We start from the raw sequence: 18,126 nt of genomic DNA, 5'->3' as shown, positions 1-18,126 counted from the left end.
CCGGCGATCCTCCTGGGGCCCGCGGGTCACCGAGGTCCCGCAGAAACGGAGCAGTATGTCGTTCCACCGCACCATCGCGGGCGCGAGCATCACGGCCGTCCTGGCCGCGACGCTCGTCGCCGGTTCCGTCCCGGCGGTCGCGCTCGAGGGCGCGCCCGCCGCCCCGATCGTCACGCCGGTCTCCCCGCTCGTCGCGCCGCCGACGAGCTACCCGTACCAGCCGGTGCTCGAGACGGTCGCCGACAATCCCAACGACGTCTCGATCAACCGCGGCGTCATCCCCTACGACGAGATCGCCCCGAAGCTGAACTCGCTCATGGCCGCCAGCGACCGCATCTCGGTCCAGGTGGTCGGCAAGTCGGCGCAGGGCCGCGACATCCATCTCGTGACGATCACCGAGAAGGAGAACCGCGGCCAGACGACCAAGCAGGCGCAGTTCCGCGAGATGGTCAAGGAGAACCCGGCCGCCGCCGCCAAGAACGCCGCGCTGCTCAGCCAGTACAAGGTGCCGATCTGGTTCAACGCGAACATCCACGGCAACGAGTGGGAGGGCACCGACTCCGTCCTGCAGTACATCGAGCACCTCGCGACCGCGCCGTACAGCGAGGTCAAGGAGCTGCTCCAGGGCTACCGGCTCTACTTCACGGTGACCAACAACCCCGACGGCCGCGCGCTCGGCCAGCGGGCCACGGCCGACGGATTCGACGCCAACCGCGACATGATCACGGGCGCGACCGCGGAGGCCCGCATCATCCGCGACCTCACGGGCGTCATCCAGCCGACGTTCTACGTCGACCTGCACGGGTACACGAGCGTCCTCCAGGTCGAGCCCTGCGGCCCGCCGCACGGTGAGAACTACGAGTACGACCTGTTCCTGCCGCACGCGTACTCCGCCGCGCTCGCCATCGAGCGGGCCGTCGTCGACGCGAACATCCCGGGCAACACGTACCTCGCCCCGAACGGCAGCGCGACGACCACGAACACCGGCAAGATCAAGATCCCCTACCGCGACATCCGTTCGGGTTGGGACGACTGGCCCCCGATCTTCACCCCGCAGTACATCGCGTACCAGGGTGCGATCACGAACACCGTCGAGCTCCCGCTCGGCCGCGTCGAGCAGGTGTCCAACCCGGCGAACGCCGCTGCGAACAGCGCTCGCGCCGCGGTGAACATCCAGGTGTCGAACGTCGTCGTCGAGACGTCGGTCGACTACGTGGTCGACAACCGCGACGCGCTGCTGTCGAACCAGATCGAGATCTTCCGGCGCGGCGTGGCGGGCGAGCCGATCGAGCCGATCCCGGCCGACATCGACCCGGCCTCGGTGCCGGCGCCGAACGAGTGGGCCGAGATCTGGGATGAGACCGACGTCTACCCGACCGAGGTGCCGCGCGCGTACGCGATCCCCGTGGGTGACATGCAGCGCTCGACGACGGATGCCGCGAGGCTGGTCGACCAGCTCATCGCGAACGGCGTCAAGGTGCACCGGGCCAAGGCGGCGTTCTCGGCCGGCGGCACGGACTACCCGGCCGGGTCGTACGTGGTCGACATGCACCAGCCGCTGCGCGGCATGGCCAACGTGCTCCTCGCCGACGGCAGCGACATCTCGACGCGGGTGCCCGACATGTACGACATCTCCGCGTGGAGCCTCGCGCTCCTGTGGGGTGCCGACGTCGACGCGATCGGCGACACCACCGACCCGGCACTGCGGGTGAAGCTCGAGCAGGTCTCGAAGGCGGCCCCGACGGGCTCCGTGCCCGCGACGGGCGCATACCTCGAGCTCGCCACGAGCGGCGTAGCCGAGTACCAGGCGATCAACGCGCTGCTCGCCTCGGGCGTCGCGGTGTCGGCCTTCGAGGACGGCTCGGTGATCCTGCGAGCGGATGCCGCGGGTCGCGCCGCCGCCGCCGAGGTGGCGACGCAGTACGGCGTGGCCTTCGCCGCGTCGGACGGGTCGCGTCTCACCACCGAGGAGAGCACGGGCCTCGACCAGCTCCGCGTCGCGTACACCGGCGGCGCCGAGGAGGTCGTGACGCTCCGGCGCCTCGGCTTCCACGACGTCCTGAACGTCACGGCGGCCGGGCTGCAGAGCGGCGCGGTCTCGCTCGACGGCGTCGACGTGCTCTGGATCGGCGGCACGCTGAGCTTCAGCGGCGCCCAGGCCGCCGGCCGGGCCAAGGTCCAGGCGTACCTCGACGCCGGCGGCGGCGTGGTGGGCGAGGGCACGGCGATCGCCGCGTTCGCGAACACCTTCGGCCTGGTCACGTCCACGGCGGTCTCGGGCACGAGCGGCTCGAACGGCATCCTCGACGTCGACCCGGTCGAGGGCGGCCTGCTCGGCACCTACCCGATGGAGACGTCGTTCGGGTACCCGGCCGTCTGGTTCACCAACCTCGGGGCCAACGCGGTCGTCGAGCAGCGCTACGACGCGGCCGATCCGTTCGTGGCGGGCCACTGGCGCGACTCGAGCGGTCGCTCGCAGGCGAACGCCGCCGGCCAGGCGTCCGCGGTCTCGGCCGAGACCGCGTCGGGCAGCCGGGTGCTCATGTTCGGCTCGTCGATGAACTTCCGCACGCACCCGGTCGGGCTCTACAGCCAGATCGCGCGCGGCCTGTTCTGGGCGGGCAGCGAGGGCACGGAGGTGCCGGCTCCCTAGCGAACTGAACGAGGTCACGGCGCCGGTCGGAACGCGAGTTCCGGCCGGCGTCGTCGTGTGTCCGCAGTCGCAAATGTCTGTTTGTGTGGGAATTTCTGCGAAATGCTTGCATTCCACGAGAATGGCGAGCTAAACTCACACAACCGCAGAGAAGCAGGCAGGATCACAGGCAAGGAGGCCACGCCATGTACGCGATGGAGCGACACGAGCACATCCTCGCCGCCCTCGGCCGCACCGGCCGGGTCTCCGTCGCCGACCTCGCCGACGAACTGCGCGTCACGCCCGAGACCATCCGCCGCGACCTCGACGCCCTCGAGCACGCCGGCCACGTGCGCCGCGTGCACGGCGGAGCGGTCAGCGCCTCCCGCGCCAGCATCGCCGAGACGACCGTGCTCGAGCGCTCGAGCCGGGCCACCGACGCGAAGCGCGCGATCGCCCGCGAGGCGCTCGCCCTGGTGCCGCCCACCTTCACCGGCTCGATCCTCATCGACGCGGGCACGACGACCGGCGCGCTCGCCGACGCCCTCGCGGCCTGGCGGCCCGACCCGGGCGTGCCGCCGCTCACCGTCTACACGAACTCCATCCCCATCGCCGCCGCGCTGCACGGCAACGCGAACCTCGTCGTGCGCATCATCGGCGGCACGGTGCGCGGCATCACGAGCGCCGCCGTCGGCCCCGCGGCCGTGGCCCAGCTCGCCGAGATCCGTCCCGACATCGCGTTCCTCGGCGCCAACGGCGTGAGCGCCGACTTCGGGCTCTCGACGCCCGACGAGCTCGAGGCCCAGATCAAGCGCGTCATGGTCGACCGCGCCCGGCTGGCCGTCGTGCTCGCCGATGCGTCGAAGCACGACGACGAGGCGCTCCAGCGCTTCGCCGCCCTCGACGAGGTCGACGTGCTCATCACCGATGCCCCGCCCGGCGGCCGGCTCGCCGCCGCGCTCGCCGACGCCGAAGTGGAGGTGCGGGTCGCATGATCGTGACGCTCACCGTCAACCCGTCGCTCGACCGCACCGTCGAGCTCGACCACGAGCTCCGCCGAGGCGAGGTGCAGCGGGTCGTGCGCGACGTGGAGGAGCCCGGCGGCAAGGGCGTCAACGTGACCCGTGCCCTCACGGCGTCCGGCGTCGACTCCGTCGCCGTGCTGCCCGGGCGTGCGGACGACCCGCTCGTGGCCGCCATCCGCGCGGCGGGCGTGCCCGTGTCGACCGTGCCCATCGCCGCCCGGCTCCGCTCGAACATCACGATCACCGAGCCCGGGGGCGTCACCACCAAGCTCAACGAGGCCGGGCCCGAGCTCACCGCGGCCGAGCAGTCCGACCTCGTCGCCGCGGTGATCGAGCAGTCGACGGATGCCGCGTGGCTGGTGCTCGCCGGCTCGCTGCCGCCCTCGCTCGCCCCCGACTTCTACGTCCGCCTGGTGCGCGAGGCCCGCGCCGCCGGCGTCGCCGCTCGCGTCGCCGTCGACACCTCGGGGGCACCGCTCGCGGCGCTGCTCGACTCCGGCGAGCCGATCGACCTCATCAAGCCGAACGGCGAGGAACTCGCCGAGCTCGCGGGCGAGCCCGACCCCGACGCCCTCGAGGCCGACCCCGCCCGGGTCGCCGAGGTCGCCGCACGGCTCGCGCCCCGCGGCATCCGTTCGTCGCTCGTCACGCTCGGCGCCGTCGGCGCCGTCCACGTGCAGGGCGAGCACGCGTGGTTCGCCCCCGCGCCCCGGATCGTGCCGCGCAGCACGGTCGGCGCCGGCGACAGCTCGCTCGCGGGCTTCCTGCTCGCACTGACCGAGGGGGAGGGGCCCGACCGGGCGCTCGCCCAGGCGGTCGCCCACGGCGCGGCCGCCGCGTCGCTCCCCGGCTCGGCGGTGCCCCCACGGGACCTCGCCGACGCCTCCGCCATCACCGTCACTCGAATCCGGGGCGCCGTCGCCCCGGTCGTCTCCTAGGAGGAACCCACGATGTCCGACGTCATCGAACCGCGGCTCGTCAGCCTCGACGAGCCGCTCGGCGCCGACAAGGCCGCCGTCATCCGCGCCCTCGCCGGCGCGGTCGTGGCCGCCGGCCGCGCCACCGACACCGACGCGCTCTTCGCCGACGCCTGGGCCCGGGAGGAGAAGGACTCGACCGGCGTGCCCGGCGGCATCGCCATCCCGCACGCGAAGTCCGACGCCGTGACCGTGCCGACGCTCGCCGCGGCGCGCCTGCCCGAGGGCGTCGACTTCGGCTCCTTCGACGGGCCGGCCGACCTGGTGTTCCTCATCGCGGTGCCGTCGGCGTCGACGCAGGACCACCTCGCGGTGCTCTCGACGCTCGCCCGCTCGCTCATCCGCGAGGACTTCGTCGCGTCGCTGCGCTCCGCGCCCGACACCGCGACGTTCGTCCGGCTCGTCGACGAGGCGCTGGCGCCCGAGCCCGAGGCGACGCCCGCCCCCGTGCCCGCCGCGGCCGCCGCGGGTGCCGCCGGCGCCGCGCCGGCCGGGTCGACGGATGCCGCGGCATCCGCTCACGGCGGACGCCCGGTGCTCGTCGCCGTGACCGCCTGCCCCACCGGCATCGCGCACACCTACATGGCCGCCGACGCGCTGCGCGCCGCGGCCGACCGCGAGGGCATCGAGCTGCACGTCGAGACGCAGGGCTCGTCGGGCGCGACGCCGCTCGCGCGCGACGTGATCGAGCGTGCCGACGCCGTGGTGTTCGCGGTCGACGTCGACGTCCGCGACCGCTCCCGCTTCGCCGGCAAGCCGGTCGTGCAGGGGCCCGTCAAGCGCGGCATCGACGACCCGGCGGGCATGATCCGCGAGGCCGTCGCCGCGTCCTCCGACCCGAACGCGCGCCGCGTGGCCGCCGAGCCCGGCGCCGCGAGCGCCGCCGAGTCCCAGGCCAACGAGCACCTCGGGCAGAAGATCAAGCGCGTGCTGCTCACGGGCGTCAGCTACATGATCCCGTTCGTCGCCGGCGGCGGCCTGCTCATCGCCCTCGGCTTCCTGTTCGGCGGGTACGACATCACCGACAACGCGCAGGAGGTCGTGCTCGGCAACTCGCTGTTCAACCTGCCCGACGGCGGGTTCCTCGAGTACCTCGGCGCAGTGTTCTTCACCATCGGCGCCATCTCGATGGGCTTCCTGGTGCCGGCGCTCGCCGGCTACATCGCCTACGCGATCGCCGACCGGCCCGGCATCGCGCCCGGCTTCGTCGCGGGCGCCGTCGCGGGCCTCATGGGCGCCGGCTTCATCGGCGGCCTCGTCGGCGGCATCCTCGCGGGTGTCGTGGCGCTCTGGTTCGCCCGCCTGAACGTGCCGCGCTGGCTCGCGGGCCTCATGCCCGTCGTGATCATCCCGCTCATCGCCTCGATCGCCGCATCCGGCCTCATGATCGTCGTGCTCGGCGGCCCCATCGCGAGCCTGTCGACCGCGCTGAACGACTGGCTGTCGGGCCTCACCGGCGCCGGCGCGATCGTGCTCGGACTGATCCTCGGCGCGATGATGGGCTTCGACCTCGGCGGTCCCGTCAACAAGGTCGCCTACTCGTTCGCGGTCGCCGGTCTCGGCGCGGGCTCGATCGACAACCAGGTGCCGTGGACCATCATGGCCGCGGTCATGGCGGCCGGCATGGTGCCGCCGCTCGCGATGGCCCTCGCCACCGTGCTCGACCGCCGCCTGTTCACGCCGGTCGAGCGCGAGAACGGCAAGGCAGCGTGGCTGCTCGGTGCCGCGTTCATCTCCGAGGGCGCCATCCCGTTCGCCGCGGCCGACCTGTTCCGCGTCATCCCGGCCTCGATCCTCGGCGGCGCGGTCGCCGGCGCGATCTGCATGGGCGCGGGCGTGACCTCGCAGGCCCCGCACGGCGGCATCTTCGTGTTCTTCGCGATCGGCAACCTGCTCATGTTCGTCGTCGCGATCCTCGCCGGCATGGTGGTGGCCGCCCTCACGGTCATCGCCCTCAAGCGGTGGGTGCGCCGCCGCCCGGTCGAGGTCGAGCAGACGGTCGCGGCCCCGCAGGTCGCCGTGGCCTGAGGGCTGCTCGAGTCGACGGCCGGTACCGCCCCGCGCGGTACCGGCCGTCGGCGCGTCAGCGCCGCGGTCGCAGGCGCACCGTCGGGAGTTCGGGCGCGGGCAGCGGGGCTCCGTCGTATTTGGGAACGGTGCCGAACGGGCCGTCCGGGTCGTTCCGGTCGATCACGTCCGACTCCCAGCGTCGCCGGAACTCCACGACCTCCTCGTGCGAGCGGCCGATGAAGTTCCACCACATGACGATCTCCTCGCCGAACGGCACGCCGCCGAGCAGCACCACGCGCACCGGGTCGGCGTCGGCCCGCAGGCGGACCCGGTCGTGGCCGGGCTCGAGGTAGGCCAGCTGCGCCCAGGGGACCTCGGTGGCGGCATCCGCGCCCGGGAGCCCGATCGAGACCGGCCCGGCGTCGACGAGCACGCCGTGCTCGAACGTCGGATCGAGCGGCAGGTCGACGACGCCGCCCGCCGGCAGGTCGACCTGCGCGCCGAGCAGCGGGCTGAACACCGTGACCGGCGAGGCCGCGGCATCCGTCGCGTCGGCGGCCTCGGGCCGGCCGTTCGCGAGCTCGCCCGTGAACACCCGGACGGTCGCATCCCCCACCTGGAACGGCGAGGTGTCGGCGTGCTCGAAGAACGGCGCCACGTGGCGCGAGTCCTCGGGCAGCACCGTCCAGAGCTGCACGCCGTGCAGCCGCGTCGTGCCCGGCGTCGACACCTCGGAGTGCGAGATGCCGCGCCCTGCCGTCATGAGGTTGACCCCGCCGGGACGCACCAGCTCGTGGCTGCCCGTCGAGTCGCGGTGCTCGATCTCGCCCTCGAACAGCCAGCTGACGGTCTGCAGCCCGGTGTGCGGATGCGGCGGCACCACCATGCCGCCGGTCTCGGCGACGTCGTCGGGGCCGTAGTGGTCGGCGAAGCACCACGCGCCGATCGTGGTGCGGCCGCGCTGCGGGAGCGTGCGCCGCACGGGCATCGCGCGCGGGCCGCCGAGCGGCACCTCGCGGTACTCGAGCACCTGCACCGCCGGCCCCTCGGGCGCCTCGGGCGGGCAGAGCAGTTCGACGGGATCACGCTCGAGGTTGCTCATGCTGCGAATCCTACGCTCGGGTTCCGAGGCGATTCCCGGCGTGCGGCACTGCCGACGACGGATGCCGCGGGGCTAGCATGTGCGCATGGCCGCCCCGCAGCTCGCCGTCCGCCGTCTTCCGCTCGCCGTCGCCGCGATGGCGTCGGTGCTCCTCCTTGCCGGGTGCGCGCCCGGGTCGGGGCCCATCGAGGACTACCCGGGCCTGCCCGTCATCGAGGAGGAGACGGACGAGGGCGCCGACGTCGAGTCGGAGGACGAATCCGGCGCCGAGGGCGAGGAGGAGCCCGAGGAGGAGGTCGCCGAGCCGCCCGGGGACGAGCCCTACGTCATCTGGCTGCGCGACGGCGGTCGCCTGGCGATCACGATCTGGGGCTCGTCCACGTGCCCCGTGGTGCCGACGGAGCTCCTCGTGACCGCCGAGGCGGGGGAGGGCAACGCCGTCGAGGCCGTGCTGCCCGAGCAGCCGAACCGGCCGTGCACCATGGACTTCGTGCCCCACACGACCGTGTTCTCCACGCCCATGGACGTGACGACCACCGAGCCGCTCGAGGTGACGATCGGCGACGCCGTGGTCATCGTGCCCATCAAGTAGACGCGGGCCGGCCCGCGCGGCCGCGGGATCAGTCGATCGTGAGGTCGACGAGCAGGCGCGCGGCGAGCTGCTCGAGCTCGTCGCGCACGGCGACGGGCTCGGTGCCCGTCGGCACGCGCGCGACGATGTGCGCCTCGAACAGCCGGCCGCCGGCCATGGGCGCATCGCGCCGCTCGGTGCGCATCGTCTCGATGCTCACGCCGTGCCGGGCGAGCGCCGACGACACGTCGCGCACGATCCCGGGCTGGTCGCTCCCCACGAGGTCGATGCGGAGCTCAGCCCATCCGTCGGGCGCGGACTCGCCGGCCTCCTCGACGCCCGGGTGCGCCGTGACGTCGAGGAGCCCGTCCAGTCCCGCGAGCGCCGAGCGGAGCGCCTCCTCGCGGCCGTCGGGCACCGACACGACGACGATGCCCGCGAACTGGCCCGCGAGCTCGGCCATCTGGCTCCGCTCCCAGTTGCCGCCGTGGGCGCCGATCGTCTCGGCGAGTGCCTCGACGAGGCCGGCGCGGTCGTCTCCGATGACGGTGAGCACGAGTCTGGGCATGCGTGCATCCAACCACGCGGGCTCGGGGTGCGTCGAGCCGGTCAGCCGGCGCGCACCGCGTCGACCGCCGGCCCCGCGGCATCCGCTCGGCGCAGTACGAGCAGGTCGCCGATCTCGCAGTCGAGCGCCCGGCAGATCGCCTGCAGCGTCGAGAAGCGGATGGCGCGGGCGCGGTCGTTCTTCAGCACGCTGAGGTTCACGACGCTCACGCCGACCAGTTCGGCGAGCCGGGTCAGGGTCAGGCCGCGTTCGGCGAGGAGCTCGTCGAGCCGGCAGTGGACGTCGTGGACCTCGTCGACCTCGGCGGGCGCCATCAGACGAGCCCCTCGGTGTCGCGCTGGAGGCGTGCGCCGACCTGGAACGCGGCGCCGACGGCGCCGAGCGCGAGGATGGCGAAGGGGACGGCCCAGTCGGTGCTGAAGGTGATGCCCTCGTAGGTGTAGTCGCTGACCGCCGAGAGCGCGCCGTTGACGGTCATGTTCGTGAGGATGCTGCCGAGCAGCCACCCCGCGGCGAGCACGCCGGCGCCCCAGAGCACGATCCGGACGTTGCCGCGCGAGAACGCCCGGCCGCGCGCCAGGTTCCAGCAGAAGAGCGCGAAGAGGGCGATGCCCGCGACGACGGTCGCGCCGTGGACGAGCGGCTCGGCCACCAACGCGAAGCCGGTCGCCGCGGCCGGTTCGGGTACGGTGACGACGGCCTGGTCGACGCCCACCGCGACGGGCGCGCCGTCGGGGCCGATCGGGAGTTCGGCACGCTCGTCGAAGAACGGCACGAGCACGGGGACGTCTCGGAGCGGCAGGACCTCCGCGAGCCGGATCGCCACCCGCCAGATCGTGGCGATGACGGCGACGAGGGCGATGCCGACGGTCGCGTACATGCCGATCGTGTCGCTGCGGTCGAGGCGGGTCGTGGCGTCGGGGGCGGTCATGGTTCCTCCGGGTCGGGTCGAGTGGTGCTTATCGATATTCGTTGTTATCGAAGCTCGATATGTTACGGATGGCGCCCACCCCGGTCAAGCCACGGTGCGCCCACGGCGAACACGGGCCCGTGGCCGAGTCCCGGTGGTTACCGTTGATGTATCGACGCCCCGACCGCGTCGACGAGGAGATGATGATGTTCGAGAGATTCACGGACCGAGCCCGTCGTGTCGTCGTCCTGGCCCAAGAAGAGGCCAAGATGCTCAACCACAACTACATCGGCACCGAGCACATCCTGCTCGGCCTCATCCACGAGGGTGAGGGCGTGGCCGCGAAGGCGCTCGAGTCCCTGGGCATCTCGCTCGATGCCGTCCGCGAGCAGGTCCAGGACATCATCGGCCAGGGCCAGCAGCAGCCGACCGGGCACATCCCGTTCACGCCGCGCGCGAAGAAGGTGCTCGAGCTGTCGCTGCGCGAGGCGCTGCAGCTCGGCCACAACTACATCGGCACCGAGCACATCCTCCTCGGCCTCATCCGCGAGGGCGAGGGCGTCGCCGCCCAGGTGCTCGTGAAGCTCGGCGCCGACCTCAACCGGGTGCGCCAGCAGGTCATCCAGCTGCTCTCCGGCTACCAGGGCAAGGAGCAGGTCCAGGTCGGAGCCAACGAGCAGCAGGCGCCGCAGGGCGGCTCGCAGATCCTCGACCAGTTCGGTCGCAACCTCACGCAGGCCGCACGCGAGTCGAAGCTCGACCCGGTGATCGGCCGCGAGAAGGAGATCGAGCGGGTCATGCAGATCCTCTCGCGCCGCTCCAAGAACAACCCCGTCCTCATCGGCGAGCCCGGCGTCGGCAAGACCGCCGTCGTCGAGGGCCTCGCGCAGGCGATCGTCAAGGGCGAGGTCCCCGAGACGCTGAAGGACAAGCAGCTCTACTCGCTCGACCTCGGCTCGCTCATCGCCGGCTCCCGCTACCGCGGCGACTTCGAGGAGCGCCTGAAGAAGGTCACCAAGGAGATCCGCACGCGCGGCGACATCATCGTCTTCATCGACGAGATCCACACCCTCGTGGGTGCGGGTGCCGCCGAGGGCGCGATCGACGCCGCGTCGATCCTCAAGCCGCTGCTCGCCCGCGGCGAGCTGCAGACCGTCGGTGCGACCACGCTCGACGAGTACCGCAAGCACTTCGAGAAGGATGCCGCGCTCGAGCGCCGCTTCCAGCCGATCCAGGTCGCCGAGCCGAGCCTGCCCCACGCGATCAACATCCTGAAGGGGCTGCGCGACCGCTACGAGGCGCACCACAAGGTGTCGATCACCGACGGCGCGATCGTCGCCGCGGCGAACCTCGCCGACCGCTACATCAGCGACCGGTTCCTTCCCGACAAGGCCATCGACCTGATCGACGAGGCCGGCGCCCGCCTGCGCCTGTCGATCCTGTCGTCGCCGCCGGAGCTGCGCGAGTTCGACGAGAAGATCGCCGTGGTCCGCGCCGCGAAGGAGACCGCGATCGAGGAGCAGGACTTCGAGAAGGCCGCGTCGCTGCGCGACGAGGAGAAGAACCTGCTCGGCGAGCGGCTCCGCCTCGAGAAGCAGTGGAAGTCGGGCGACGTCAAGACCACCGCCGTGGTCGACGAGGGCCTGATCGCCGAGGTGCTCGCCCAGGCCACCGGCATCCCGGTGTTCAAGCTCACCGAGGAGGAGAGCTCGCGACTGGTCTTCATGGAGAAGGCGCTGCACGAGCGCGTCATCGGCCAGGAGGAGGCGATCTCCGCCCTGTCGAAGACGATCCGCCGCACGCGTGCGGGGCTCAAGGACCCGAAGCGTCCCTCGGGGTCGTTCATCTTCGCCGGCCCCACGGGCGTCGGCAAGACCGAGCTGGCCAAGGCGCTCGCCGAGTTCCTCTTCGACGACGAGGCGGCCATGATCTCGCTCGACATGTCGGAGTACGGCGAGAAGCACACCGTCTCGCGACTGTTCGGCGCCCCTCCCGGGTTCGTCGGCTTCGAGGAGGGCGGCCAGCTCACCGAGAAGGTCCGCCGCAAGCCGTTCAGCGTCGTGCTCTTCGACGAGATCGAGAAGGCGCACCCCGACATCTTCAACTCGCTCCTCCAGATCCTGGAGGAGGGCCGCCTCACCGACGGCCAGGGTCGCGTCGTGGACTTCAAGAACACCGTCATCATCATGACGACGAACCTCGGCACGAAGGACATCTCGGGCGGCCCCGTCGGCTTCCAGGTCGAGGGTGACACCCGCACGGGCTACGACCTCATGCGCGCGAAGGTGAACGAGGAGCTGAAGAAGCACTTCAAGCCCGAGTTCCTGAACCGCGTCGACGAGATCATCGTCTTCCCGCAGCTGTCGAAGGAGGAGCTCCTCCAGATCGTCGACCTGTTCATCAAGCGACTGGGCGAGCGCATGCTCGACCGCGACATGACGGTCGAGCTCACCACCGCGGCCAAGGAGCGGCTCATCGAGGTCGGGTTCGACCCGGCCCTCGGCGCCCGCCCGCTGCGTCGCGCGGTGCAGCACGAGGTCGAGGACCGCCTGTCCGAGAAGATCCTGCACGGCGAGCTCAACTCGGGCGACCACGTGCACGTCGACTTCCGCGACGGCGAGTTCGTGTTCACGACCACGCAGCGGGCCCTGCCCGTCGGCGTCGGGGTGAACACCGGCGCGGCGATCGGCACCGGCCCGGCCACGCCCGACCTGGCGGCCGGCCAGTAGCCACCCGGTTTCGAAGGGGCGGATGCCGCGGCATCCGCCCCTTCGCCGTCCCCGCGGGCGCCGAATGCGAGACGTCGGGCGCTGCGCAATACGATGAGCGGATGACGCAGCCGCCCTTCACCGTGCGCAAGGCGCGCACGCGCGACATCCCCACGATCGTCGAGCTCGTGGAGCCGCTCGTGGCGCGCCGCATCCTGCTCGGCAAGGAGCGCGTCGACCTGTACGGCGACGTGCAGGAGTTCCGCGTCGCCGAGGCCGCCGACGGGTCGGTGGTCGGGTGCGGGGCGCTCCACGTGATGTGGGAGGACCTCGGCGAGGTGCGCACGCTCGCGGTGCGCGACGACTGGCTCGGGCGAGGCGTCGGGCACGCGCTGCTGGACGCGCTCGAGGGCGACGCGCGAGAGCTCGGCCTCACCCGCCTGTTCTGCCTCACGTTCGAGGTCGCGTTCTTCGGCCGCCACGGCTTCGAGGACATGGACGGCGAGTCGGTCGATCCGGCCCTGTACGCGGAGCTCGTCCGCTCCCACGACGAGGGCGTCGCCGAGTTCCTCGATCTCGCACGCGTGAAGCAGAACACCCTCGGCAACACCCGGATGCTGAAAGTCCTCTGAGCGTTCCTCATCGCCCGTCCGGCGCGCCGGGCGACCGTCGGTCCGAGGCCGGCGGGCGGCCGTAGCCTGTGGCCATGTCCGAGAATCGCACCACGCAGGGGCGCCTGCCCGCGAGCGTCTACCGTCGCCGCCGGGCGATGGTGCTCCTCGGTCTCGTCGCGGTGATCATCGCGATCGTGCTCGTCATCGTGCGCCCGGGCGCGAGCCAGGGCGACGAGGTCGCGCAGACGACGCCCGCGTCCCCAGAGCCATCCGCCCCGGTCGCCACGGCACCGCCGTCCGACGACCCCGCCGCCACGCCCGAGCCGGCCGTCGAGCCCGTCGACGGCGCGCCCTGCACCGACGCGCAGATCACCGTCGAGGCGGTGACGGATGCCGCGGTGTACGCCACCGGCGAGCAGCCACAGCTGTCGGTGACGATCACGAACACGGGGCCGAACGTCTGCGTGATGAACGTCGGCACCAAGGCGCAGGCGTTCACCGTGCAGAGCGGCGACGAGGTGTACTGGTCGTCGACCGACTGCCAGGTCGAGCCGGTCGACGCGGTCGTGTCGCTCGAGCCGGGCACGCCCGTGTCGTCGAGCACGCCGCTCGTGTGGGACCGGACGCGCTCGAGCCCCGACACGTGCGACGCCGAGCGCGCCGCCGCCCCGGGCGGGGGAGCGTCGTACCACCTCGGCGTCACGGTGGACGGGTTCGCGTCCGAGACGACCAAGCAGTTCCTGCTGTACTGATCCGCGATCGCCGCGGAGGCGGCGGCTCGCGCGGTGCGCGGTGTCCCCTGAAGTGCCGACAGGACCGGGGGCGGGGCCTTCGATAGATTCTACGTGGGTCGCGCACGCGCGGCTCCGGGAACGGCCCGGTTCCGTTTCCGGGTGGGGGCGCCGGCTCGCATCGCCCTTGCGAGCAGGAAGACACCATCAGTGCACCGTCTCCCGTCTTCGGGTGACGGGAGGCGGTGCGCTCCCTCTGCGCCTCGCGCGCCGCGGCCGGTTAGGCTCGTCGGATGGCCGGTGGAAAGCGTGCGAAGGGCGGCGAGCCCGTGGAGTTCCGTTCCCAGGCGCTCGCGGAGGCGCTCGAGCGGCAGGACATGGCGGCGGTGGCGCTCGCGCTGCGGCACGGCAACACCGTGGTGCCGCTGATGAAGCCGGGTCCGCGCGACAAGCCGCTCGACGGCGGCGAGGTGTGGACCTACCGCGATCCGCGGACGGGCGAGGTGGCGCTGCTGCTGTTCAGCGACGCGGCGAACAAGCCGGCGAACCTGCCGCCCGCGGTGGGCCTGCAGAGCCCGGCGTGGCTCCGCACGTTCCTCAAGCGGTACGAGTCGACGATCACCACGGTGTTCCTCGACATCGCCGGCCCGCACCCGATGCAGGCTTCGCCCGCCGAGCTGCTGAAGGCGCTCGAGGCGTAGGTTCGCGGGGCGCCGGCTTCGCGCGGAGACGGGAACCGCGTCGGCGCGCTCCGATCAGAACGCGGCGTCGAGCTCGCGTTCGCGGGCGCCGGTCGCGACCATCATGGCCCGCTCGACCGCCGCCCGGACGCTGCCCAGGTCGTCGTCGAGCAGGTCGCGGTAGCCGAGGCGACGCGCCTCGGAGCCACGCTGCTTCGCGGACGTGACGGGTCGCACCTCGCCCGCGAGGCTGATCTCGCCGACGGCGGCCAGGTCGTGCGGCACCGCCCGGTCGCGCATGGCGCTCGCGATGGCGATGGCGATGGCGAGGTCGGCCGCGGGTTCGACGAGCCGCACGCCGCCGACCGTGGAGACGTACACGTCGTGCTCGCCGAGCTGGCGGAGGCCCGCGCGGCGTTCGAGCACCGCGATGATCATGGCGACCCGCGACGGGTCGACGCCGTTCACCACCCGGCGGGGCTGCGGCGCCTTCGTGGCGACCACGAGCGCCTGCACCTCGACGGGGAGCGCCCGTCGCCCCTCGAGGGCGACGGTCACGCAGGTGCCGCTCACGGCGGTGCGGGATCGGCTGAGGAACAGCGCCGACGGGTCGGGCACCTCGGCGATGCCGTCGCCGGTCATCTCGAAGCAGCCGACCTCGTCGGTCGGGCCGAAGCGGTTCTTGAGCGCCCGGACGAAGCGCAGCGCGGTCTGGCGGTCGCCCTCGAACTGGCAGACCACATCGACGAGGTGCTCGAGCAGCCGCGGGCCCGCGATCGTGCCGTCCTTCGTGACGTGGCCGACGAGGAGCACGGGCAGCTGCCGTTCCTTGGCGACGCGGATGAGGGTCGACGCGACCTCGCGGACCTGGCTCGGCTGGCCCGGCAGGCCGTCGGAGAGCGAGCTCGACACCGTCTGCACGGAGTCGACGATGAGCAGGTCGGGCTGCACCTCGTCGACCTGGCCGAGGATGCTCGCCAGATCGGTCTCGGCGGCCAGGTAGAGCTCGTCGTGCAACGCGCCGGTGCGGCCGGCCCGCAGGCGCACCTGCGCCGTCGACTCCTCGGCGCTCACGTAGAGCACGCGGCGCCCGGTCGCCGCGACCCGCGCGGCCACCTCGAGCAGGAGCGTCGACTTGCCGACGCCGGGTTCGCCCGAGAGGAGGATCGCGGCACCGGCGACGATGCCGCCGCCGAGGACCCGGTCGAACTCGCCGATGCCGCTCGGGCGGTGGGCGCTGTGCTCCGCCTCGATCTGCCCGATCGGCCGTGCGGCCCTCGCGGAGGACGGCGCGACCGGCTGCAGGCTGCGGGTGATGCCGGTCTCGGTGCCCGACTCGACGACGGTGCCCCACTGCTGGCACTCGGCGCATCGGCCGACCCACTTGACGGTGCTCCAGCCGCACTCGGTGCAACGGAACGCGGTTGTGGGCTTCGGCATGCTCGAAGCCTAGGCGCGGCCCCCGACATCCGCGGGGACCCCGGCCGCGGCATCCGTCTCGTCGTCGCCCGCGGGGAACCGCTCGGCCAAGGTGGCGAGCACGGCCGGCCGGAACGCGTCGGCCCACACCCGGTACCCGTGGTCGTTGGGGTGGAACCAGTCGTTCGCGAAGTGGGTGAAGATGCGGCGGAAGCCGCGCAGGCGCGTCTCACGGTGGAGGCGCACGAGCGCGAGGTTGCGCTCGTCGACGAGCCGGCGCAGGATCTCGTTCGCCACGGCGACCTTGCGCTCGTTGTGCGGGAAGTAGAAGAACGGCAGGTCGGCGACGAGCGCGTGCGGGGGCACCGCATCGAGGATCGCCCGCAGGTTCGCCTCGAACGCCTCGGCGTCCCACTTCGCGATGTCGTTGGCGCCGATCGACACCGTCATCACGTCGGGGCGGTACTTGGCGAGCTTCGGCAGCTGGTCCTGCACGGCGAGCGCCGTCGTCGCGCCCGAGACGCTGAGGTTCACCACGCGCACCGTCCGCCCGGTGGTGTCGCGGATGAGCCGAGCGAGCACGCCGACGTAGCTGTGGTCCGGCCGGCTCGCCCCGATGCCCTGCGCCGCGCTGTCGCCCATCGCGACGTAGAGGATCTCGCCGCGGACCTTGGCGTGGTCGCGCCACCACTTCGAGTGGACGGGCAGCGTCTCGTTGAGGATCAGGCTGTTGCGCGTGATGCTCGCACGGAACCGCCGCCACGCGGCGCGGGCGGCGAGCACGGCACCGCCGAGCACGGCGACGGTGACGACGGCGGATGCCGCGGCGGCGCCGGGCGGACGATCGGGTTGCTGTGGCACGCGGCGACGCTATTGCCGCGGGCTGAACGACCGCTGAGCGCCGGCTGGACGCTTCGAGGGGCTACCGGCGCCGCGGCGCCCGGCCTACGCTGGCGCCATGCTGGCGGACACGGACGTCCTCGTCGTCGGCGCCGGGCAGGCGGGCCTGGCGGTGAGCCATCAGCTGATGGCGGCGGGCGTCGATCACGTCGTCGTCGACCGCGAGCGCGCCGGCGCGGCGTGGTACCTGCGGTGGGACAGCTTCACGCTCGTCACGCCCAACCACACGATCCGACTGCCCGGCGGCGGCTACGACGGCGACGATCCCGGCGGCTACCTGACCCGGGAGGGCATCATCGCCCACCTGCGCCGGTACCGGGGCTCGTTCGGCGCCCCCGTCATCGAGCACGCCGGCGTCGAAGAGCTCCGGGCCACCGATCGCGGCTTCGTCGCCGAGACCGAGGGCGGGCCCGTGCGCGCCCGACGCGTGGTCGCGTGCACGGGCGCCTACCACCGGGAGCGCCGCCCCGCGGTGGTCGACGACCTCGCGCGCCACGTGCCGGTGATCGGCTCGACGTCGTACCGCTCGCCCGCGTCGCTACCCGACGGGCGCGTGCTCGTGATCGGCGGCGGGCAGACCGCGGGGCAGCTCACCGAGGAGCTCCTCCTCGCCGGCCGCGAGGTCGTGCTGTCGGCCGGGCGTGCACCGGCGATGCCGCGGCGCGTCGGCGACCGCGACGGCATCGACTGGCTGATCGACGCCGGCTTCTTCGAGCAGACCGCCGCCCGGCTGCCGACCTCGGCCGCCCGGCTCTCGCCGAACCCGCTCGTCACCGGTCGCGCCGGCGGCCACGACCTCAACCTCCGCACGCTCGCCGCCGCGGGGGCCGAGCTGCTCGGACACATCGTCGGCGTCGACGACGGCCGCCTCGTCGTCGCCGACGACCTCGCCGAGTCGGTCCGTGCCGGCGACGAGGGCTGGGCGGTGATCTGCGGCCTGATCGCGCAGACGGCCGAGCGGATGTCGGTGCCCGTGCCCGACCTTCCCCGGATGCCGCCGGGCAGCGTGCTGGCGTCACCGGCTCCGCGCCTCGCGGAGTTCTCGGCCGTCGTCGTCGTCGCCTGCGGGTTCCGGCCCGACTACCGCTGGATCGGCATCCCGGGCGTCGTCGACGAGCTCGGCCTGCCGATCCAGCACGACGGTGCGAGCACCGTCGCGCCCGGACTGTACTTCGCCGGCGTGCCGTGGATGCGGACCCGCAAGTCGCCGCTGCTGCTCGGCGTCGGCGAGGACGCGGCGGTGGTCGCCGCGCAACTCGCGGCGTAGCGGCATCCGCTC

Annotated in this window: 16 protein-coding genes; 10 read left to right on the top strand and 6 right to left on the bottom strand. The window is 72.6% G+C overall.

Annotated elements, in window-relative coordinates; genetic code table 11:
* Positions 1-55 precede the first annotated feature (55 nt).
* The 4 genes from RH861_RS11225 (at position 56) to RH861_RS11210 (ending at position 6,662) form a co-directional block, all read left to right on the top strand.
* Entirely contained in the window at positions 56-2,653 is a 2,598-nt protein-coding gene (locus tag RH861_RS11225; protein ID WP_310521029.1) for a M14 family zinc carboxypeptidase, read from the top strand.
* Positions 2,654-2,838: 185 nt separating this feature from the next.
* Positions 2,839-3,627, top strand: coding sequence for a DeoR/GlpR family DNA-binding transcription regulator (locus RH861_RS11220; RefSeq protein ID WP_310521028.1), 789 nt, complete (start codon positions 2,839-2,841; stop codon positions 3,625-3,627).
* Positions 3,624-4,595 (top strand): 1-phosphofructokinase family hexose kinase, encoded by a 972-nt coding sequence (locus RH861_RS11215; protein ID WP_310521027.1) that lies wholly within the window; start codon positions 3,624-3,626, stop codon positions 4,593-4,595. The genes RH861_RS11220 and RH861_RS11215 overlap by 4 nt, the downstream gene beginning before the upstream one ends.
* Before the next feature lie 12 nt (positions 4,596-4,607).
* Entirely contained in the window at positions 4,608-6,662 is a 2,055-nt protein-coding gene (locus RH861_RS11210) for a PTS fructose transporter subunit IIABC (protein WP_310521026.1), read from the top strand.
* A gap of 55 nt (positions 6,663-6,717) precedes the next feature.
* Here the strand turns inward: RH861_RS11210 and RH861_RS11205 are convergent, their stop codons facing one another.
* Positions 6,718-7,746, bottom strand: a complete 1,029-nt coding sequence (locus tag RH861_RS11205; RefSeq protein ID WP_310521025.1) for a pirin family protein — start codon at positions 7,744-7,746, stop codon at positions 6,718-6,720.
* Between the two features lie 85 nt (positions 7,747-7,831).
* Here RH861_RS11205 and RH861_RS11200 point away from each other — a divergent pair, with 85 nt between their 5' ends.
* Positions 7,832-8,338: a hypothetical protein gene (locus RH861_RS11200; protein ID WP_310521024.1), complete on the top strand. Its 507-nt coding sequence runs from the start codon at positions 7,832-7,834 to the stop codon at positions 8,336-8,338.
* A 28-nt stretch (positions 8,339-8,366) separates the two neighbouring features.
* Here the strand turns inward: RH861_RS11200 and RH861_RS11195 are convergent, their stop codons facing one another.
* Genes RH861_RS11195 through RH861_RS11185 form a run of 3 tightly spaced genes read right to left on the bottom strand, consistent with a single transcriptional unit; the run spans position 8,367 to position 9,816 of the window.
* Positions 8,367-8,885, bottom strand: a complete 519-nt coding sequence (locus RH861_RS11195) for a glycine cleavage system transcriptional repressor (protein ID WP_310521023.1) — start codon at positions 8,883-8,885, stop codon at positions 8,367-8,369.
* 41 nt (positions 8,886-8,926) lie between these two features.
* Complete coding sequence (locus RH861_RS11190) at positions 8,927-9,199, bottom strand: helix-turn-helix domain-containing protein (protein WP_248598679.1); 273 nt, start codon at positions 9,197-9,199, stop codon at positions 8,927-8,929.
* The gene (locus tag RH861_RS11185; protein WP_310521022.1) at positions 9,199-9,816 is read right to left on the bottom strand and encodes a hypothetical protein; all 618 of its coding nucleotides are present in this window, start codon (positions 9,814-9,816) and stop codon (positions 9,199-9,201) included. Before RH861_RS11185 ends, RH861_RS11190 begins: the two co-directional genes overlap by 1 nt.
* A 185-nt stretch (positions 9,817-10,001) precedes the next feature.
* Here RH861_RS11185 and RH861_RS11180 point away from each other — a divergent pair, with 185 nt between their 5' ends.
* From RH861_RS11180 to RH861_RS11165, 4 genes are all read left to right on the top strand, one after another.
* Positions 10,002-12,524 carry an ATP-dependent Clp protease ATP-binding subunit gene (locus RH861_RS11180; protein WP_067946611.1) on the top strand — a complete coding sequence of 841 codons (2,523 nt, stop codon included), beginning with the start codon at positions 10,002-10,004 and terminating at the stop codon, positions 12,522-12,524.
* Positions 12,525-12,625: 101 nt separating this feature from the next.
* Complete coding sequence (locus RH861_RS11175) at positions 12,626-13,135, top strand: amino-acid N-acetyltransferase (protein ID WP_310521021.1); 510 nt, start codon at positions 12,626-12,628, stop codon at positions 13,133-13,135.
* Between the two features lie 74 nt (positions 13,136-13,209).
* Positions 13,210-13,869, top strand: coding sequence for a prolipoprotein diacylglyceryl transferase (locus tag RH861_RS11170; RefSeq protein WP_310521020.1), 660 nt, complete (start codon positions 13,210-13,212; stop codon positions 13,867-13,869).
* A 272-nt stretch (positions 13,870-14,141) separates the two neighbouring features.
* Positions 14,142-14,549, top strand: coding sequence for a dehydrogenase (locus RH861_RS11165; protein WP_067946571.1), 408 nt, complete (start codon positions 14,142-14,144; stop codon positions 14,547-14,549).
* Between the two features lie 54 nt (positions 14,550-14,603).
* Here RH861_RS11165 and radA read toward each other — a convergent pair whose 3' ends face one another.
* Together radA and RH861_RS11155 are read right to left on the bottom strand one after the other, a co-directional pair.
* Positions 14,604-15,968 carry a DNA repair protein RadA gene (radA, locus tag RH861_RS11160; protein ID WP_310521019.1) on the bottom strand — a complete coding sequence of 455 codons (1,365 nt, stop codon included), beginning with the start codon at positions 15,966-15,968 and terminating at the stop codon, positions 14,604-14,606.
* Positions 15,969-15,977: 9 nt separating this feature from the next.
* Complete coding sequence (locus RH861_RS11155; RefSeq protein WP_310521018.1) at positions 15,978-16,808, bottom strand: SGNH/GDSL hydrolase family protein; 831 nt, start codon at positions 16,806-16,808, stop codon at positions 15,978-15,980.
* 97 nt (positions 16,809-16,905) lie between these two features.
* Between RH861_RS11155 and RH861_RS11150 the strand changes: the two genes are divergently transcribed.
* Complete coding sequence (locus RH861_RS11150) at positions 16,906-18,114, top strand: NAD(P)-binding domain-containing protein (RefSeq protein ID WP_310521017.1); 1,209 nt, start codon at positions 16,906-16,908, stop codon at positions 18,112-18,114.
* Positions 18,115-18,126 lie beyond the last annotated feature (12 nt).

The organism is Agromyces indicus (assembly GCF_031432295.1).
Lineage (GTDB): Bacteria > Actinomycetota > Actinomycetes > Actinomycetales > Microbacteriaceae > Agromyces > Agromyces indicus.
This window is presented reverse-complemented; position numbering and strand designations above follow the sequence as displayed.

Excerpts from the sequence above, each read along its gene's own strand:
- RH861_RS11220 (WP_310521028.1), top strand. The coding sequence starts at position 2,839 with ATGTACGCGATGGAGCGACACGAGCACATCCTCGCCGCCCTCGGCCGC.
- RH861_RS11165 (WP_067946571.1), top strand. The coding sequence starts at position 14,142 with ATGGCCGGTGGAAAGCGTGCGAAGGGCGGCGAGCCCGTGGAGTTCCGT.
- RH861_RS11225 (WP_310521029.1), top strand. The coding sequence starts at position 56 with ATGTCGTTCCACCGCACCATCGCGGGCGCGAGCATCACGGCCGTCCTG.
- radA (WP_310521019.1), bottom strand. The coding sequence starts at position 15,968 with ATGCCGAAGCCCACAACCGCGTTCCGTTGCACCGAGTGCGGCTGGAGC.
- RH861_RS11190 (WP_248598679.1), bottom strand. The coding sequence starts at position 9,199 with ATGGCGCCCGCCGAGGTCGACGAGGTCCACGACGTCCACTGCCGGCTC.
- RH861_RS11200 (WP_310521024.1), top strand. The coding sequence starts at position 7,832 with ATGGCCGCCCCGCAGCTCGCCGTCCGCCGTCTTCCGCTCGCCGTCGCC.
- RH861_RS11150 (WP_310521017.1), top strand. The coding sequence starts at position 16,906 with ATGCTGGCGGACACGGACGTCCTCGTCGTCGGCGCCGGGCAGGCGGGC.
- RH861_RS11205 (WP_310521025.1), bottom strand. The coding sequence starts at position 7,746 with ATGAGCAACCTCGAGCGTGATCCCGTCGAACTGCTCTGCCCGCCCGAG.
- RH861_RS11185 (WP_310521022.1), bottom strand. The coding sequence starts at position 9,816 with ATGACCGCCCCCGACGCCACGACCCGCCTCGACCGCAGCGACACGATC.
- RH861_RS11175 (WP_310521021.1), top strand. The coding sequence starts at position 12,626 with ATGACGCAGCCGCCCTTCACCGTGCGCAAGGCGCGCACGCGCGACATC.
- RH861_RS11195 (WP_310521023.1), bottom strand. The coding sequence starts at position 8,885 with ATGCCCAGACTCGTGCTCACCGTCATCGGAGACGACCGCGCCGGCCTC.
- RH861_RS11210 (WP_310521026.1), top strand. The coding sequence starts at position 4,608 with ATGTCCGACGTCATCGAACCGCGGCTCGTCAGCCTCGACGAGCCGCTC.
- RH861_RS11180 (WP_067946611.1), top strand. The coding sequence starts at position 10,002 with ATGTTCGAGAGATTCACGGACCGAGCCCGTCGTGTCGTCGTCCTGGCC.
- RH861_RS11170 (WP_310521020.1), top strand. The coding sequence starts at position 13,210 with ATGTCCGAGAATCGCACCACGCAGGGGCGCCTGCCCGCGAGCGTCTAC.
- RH861_RS11215 (WP_310521027.1), top strand. The coding sequence starts at position 3,624 with ATGATCGTGACGCTCACCGTCAACCCGTCGCTCGACCGCACCGTCGAG.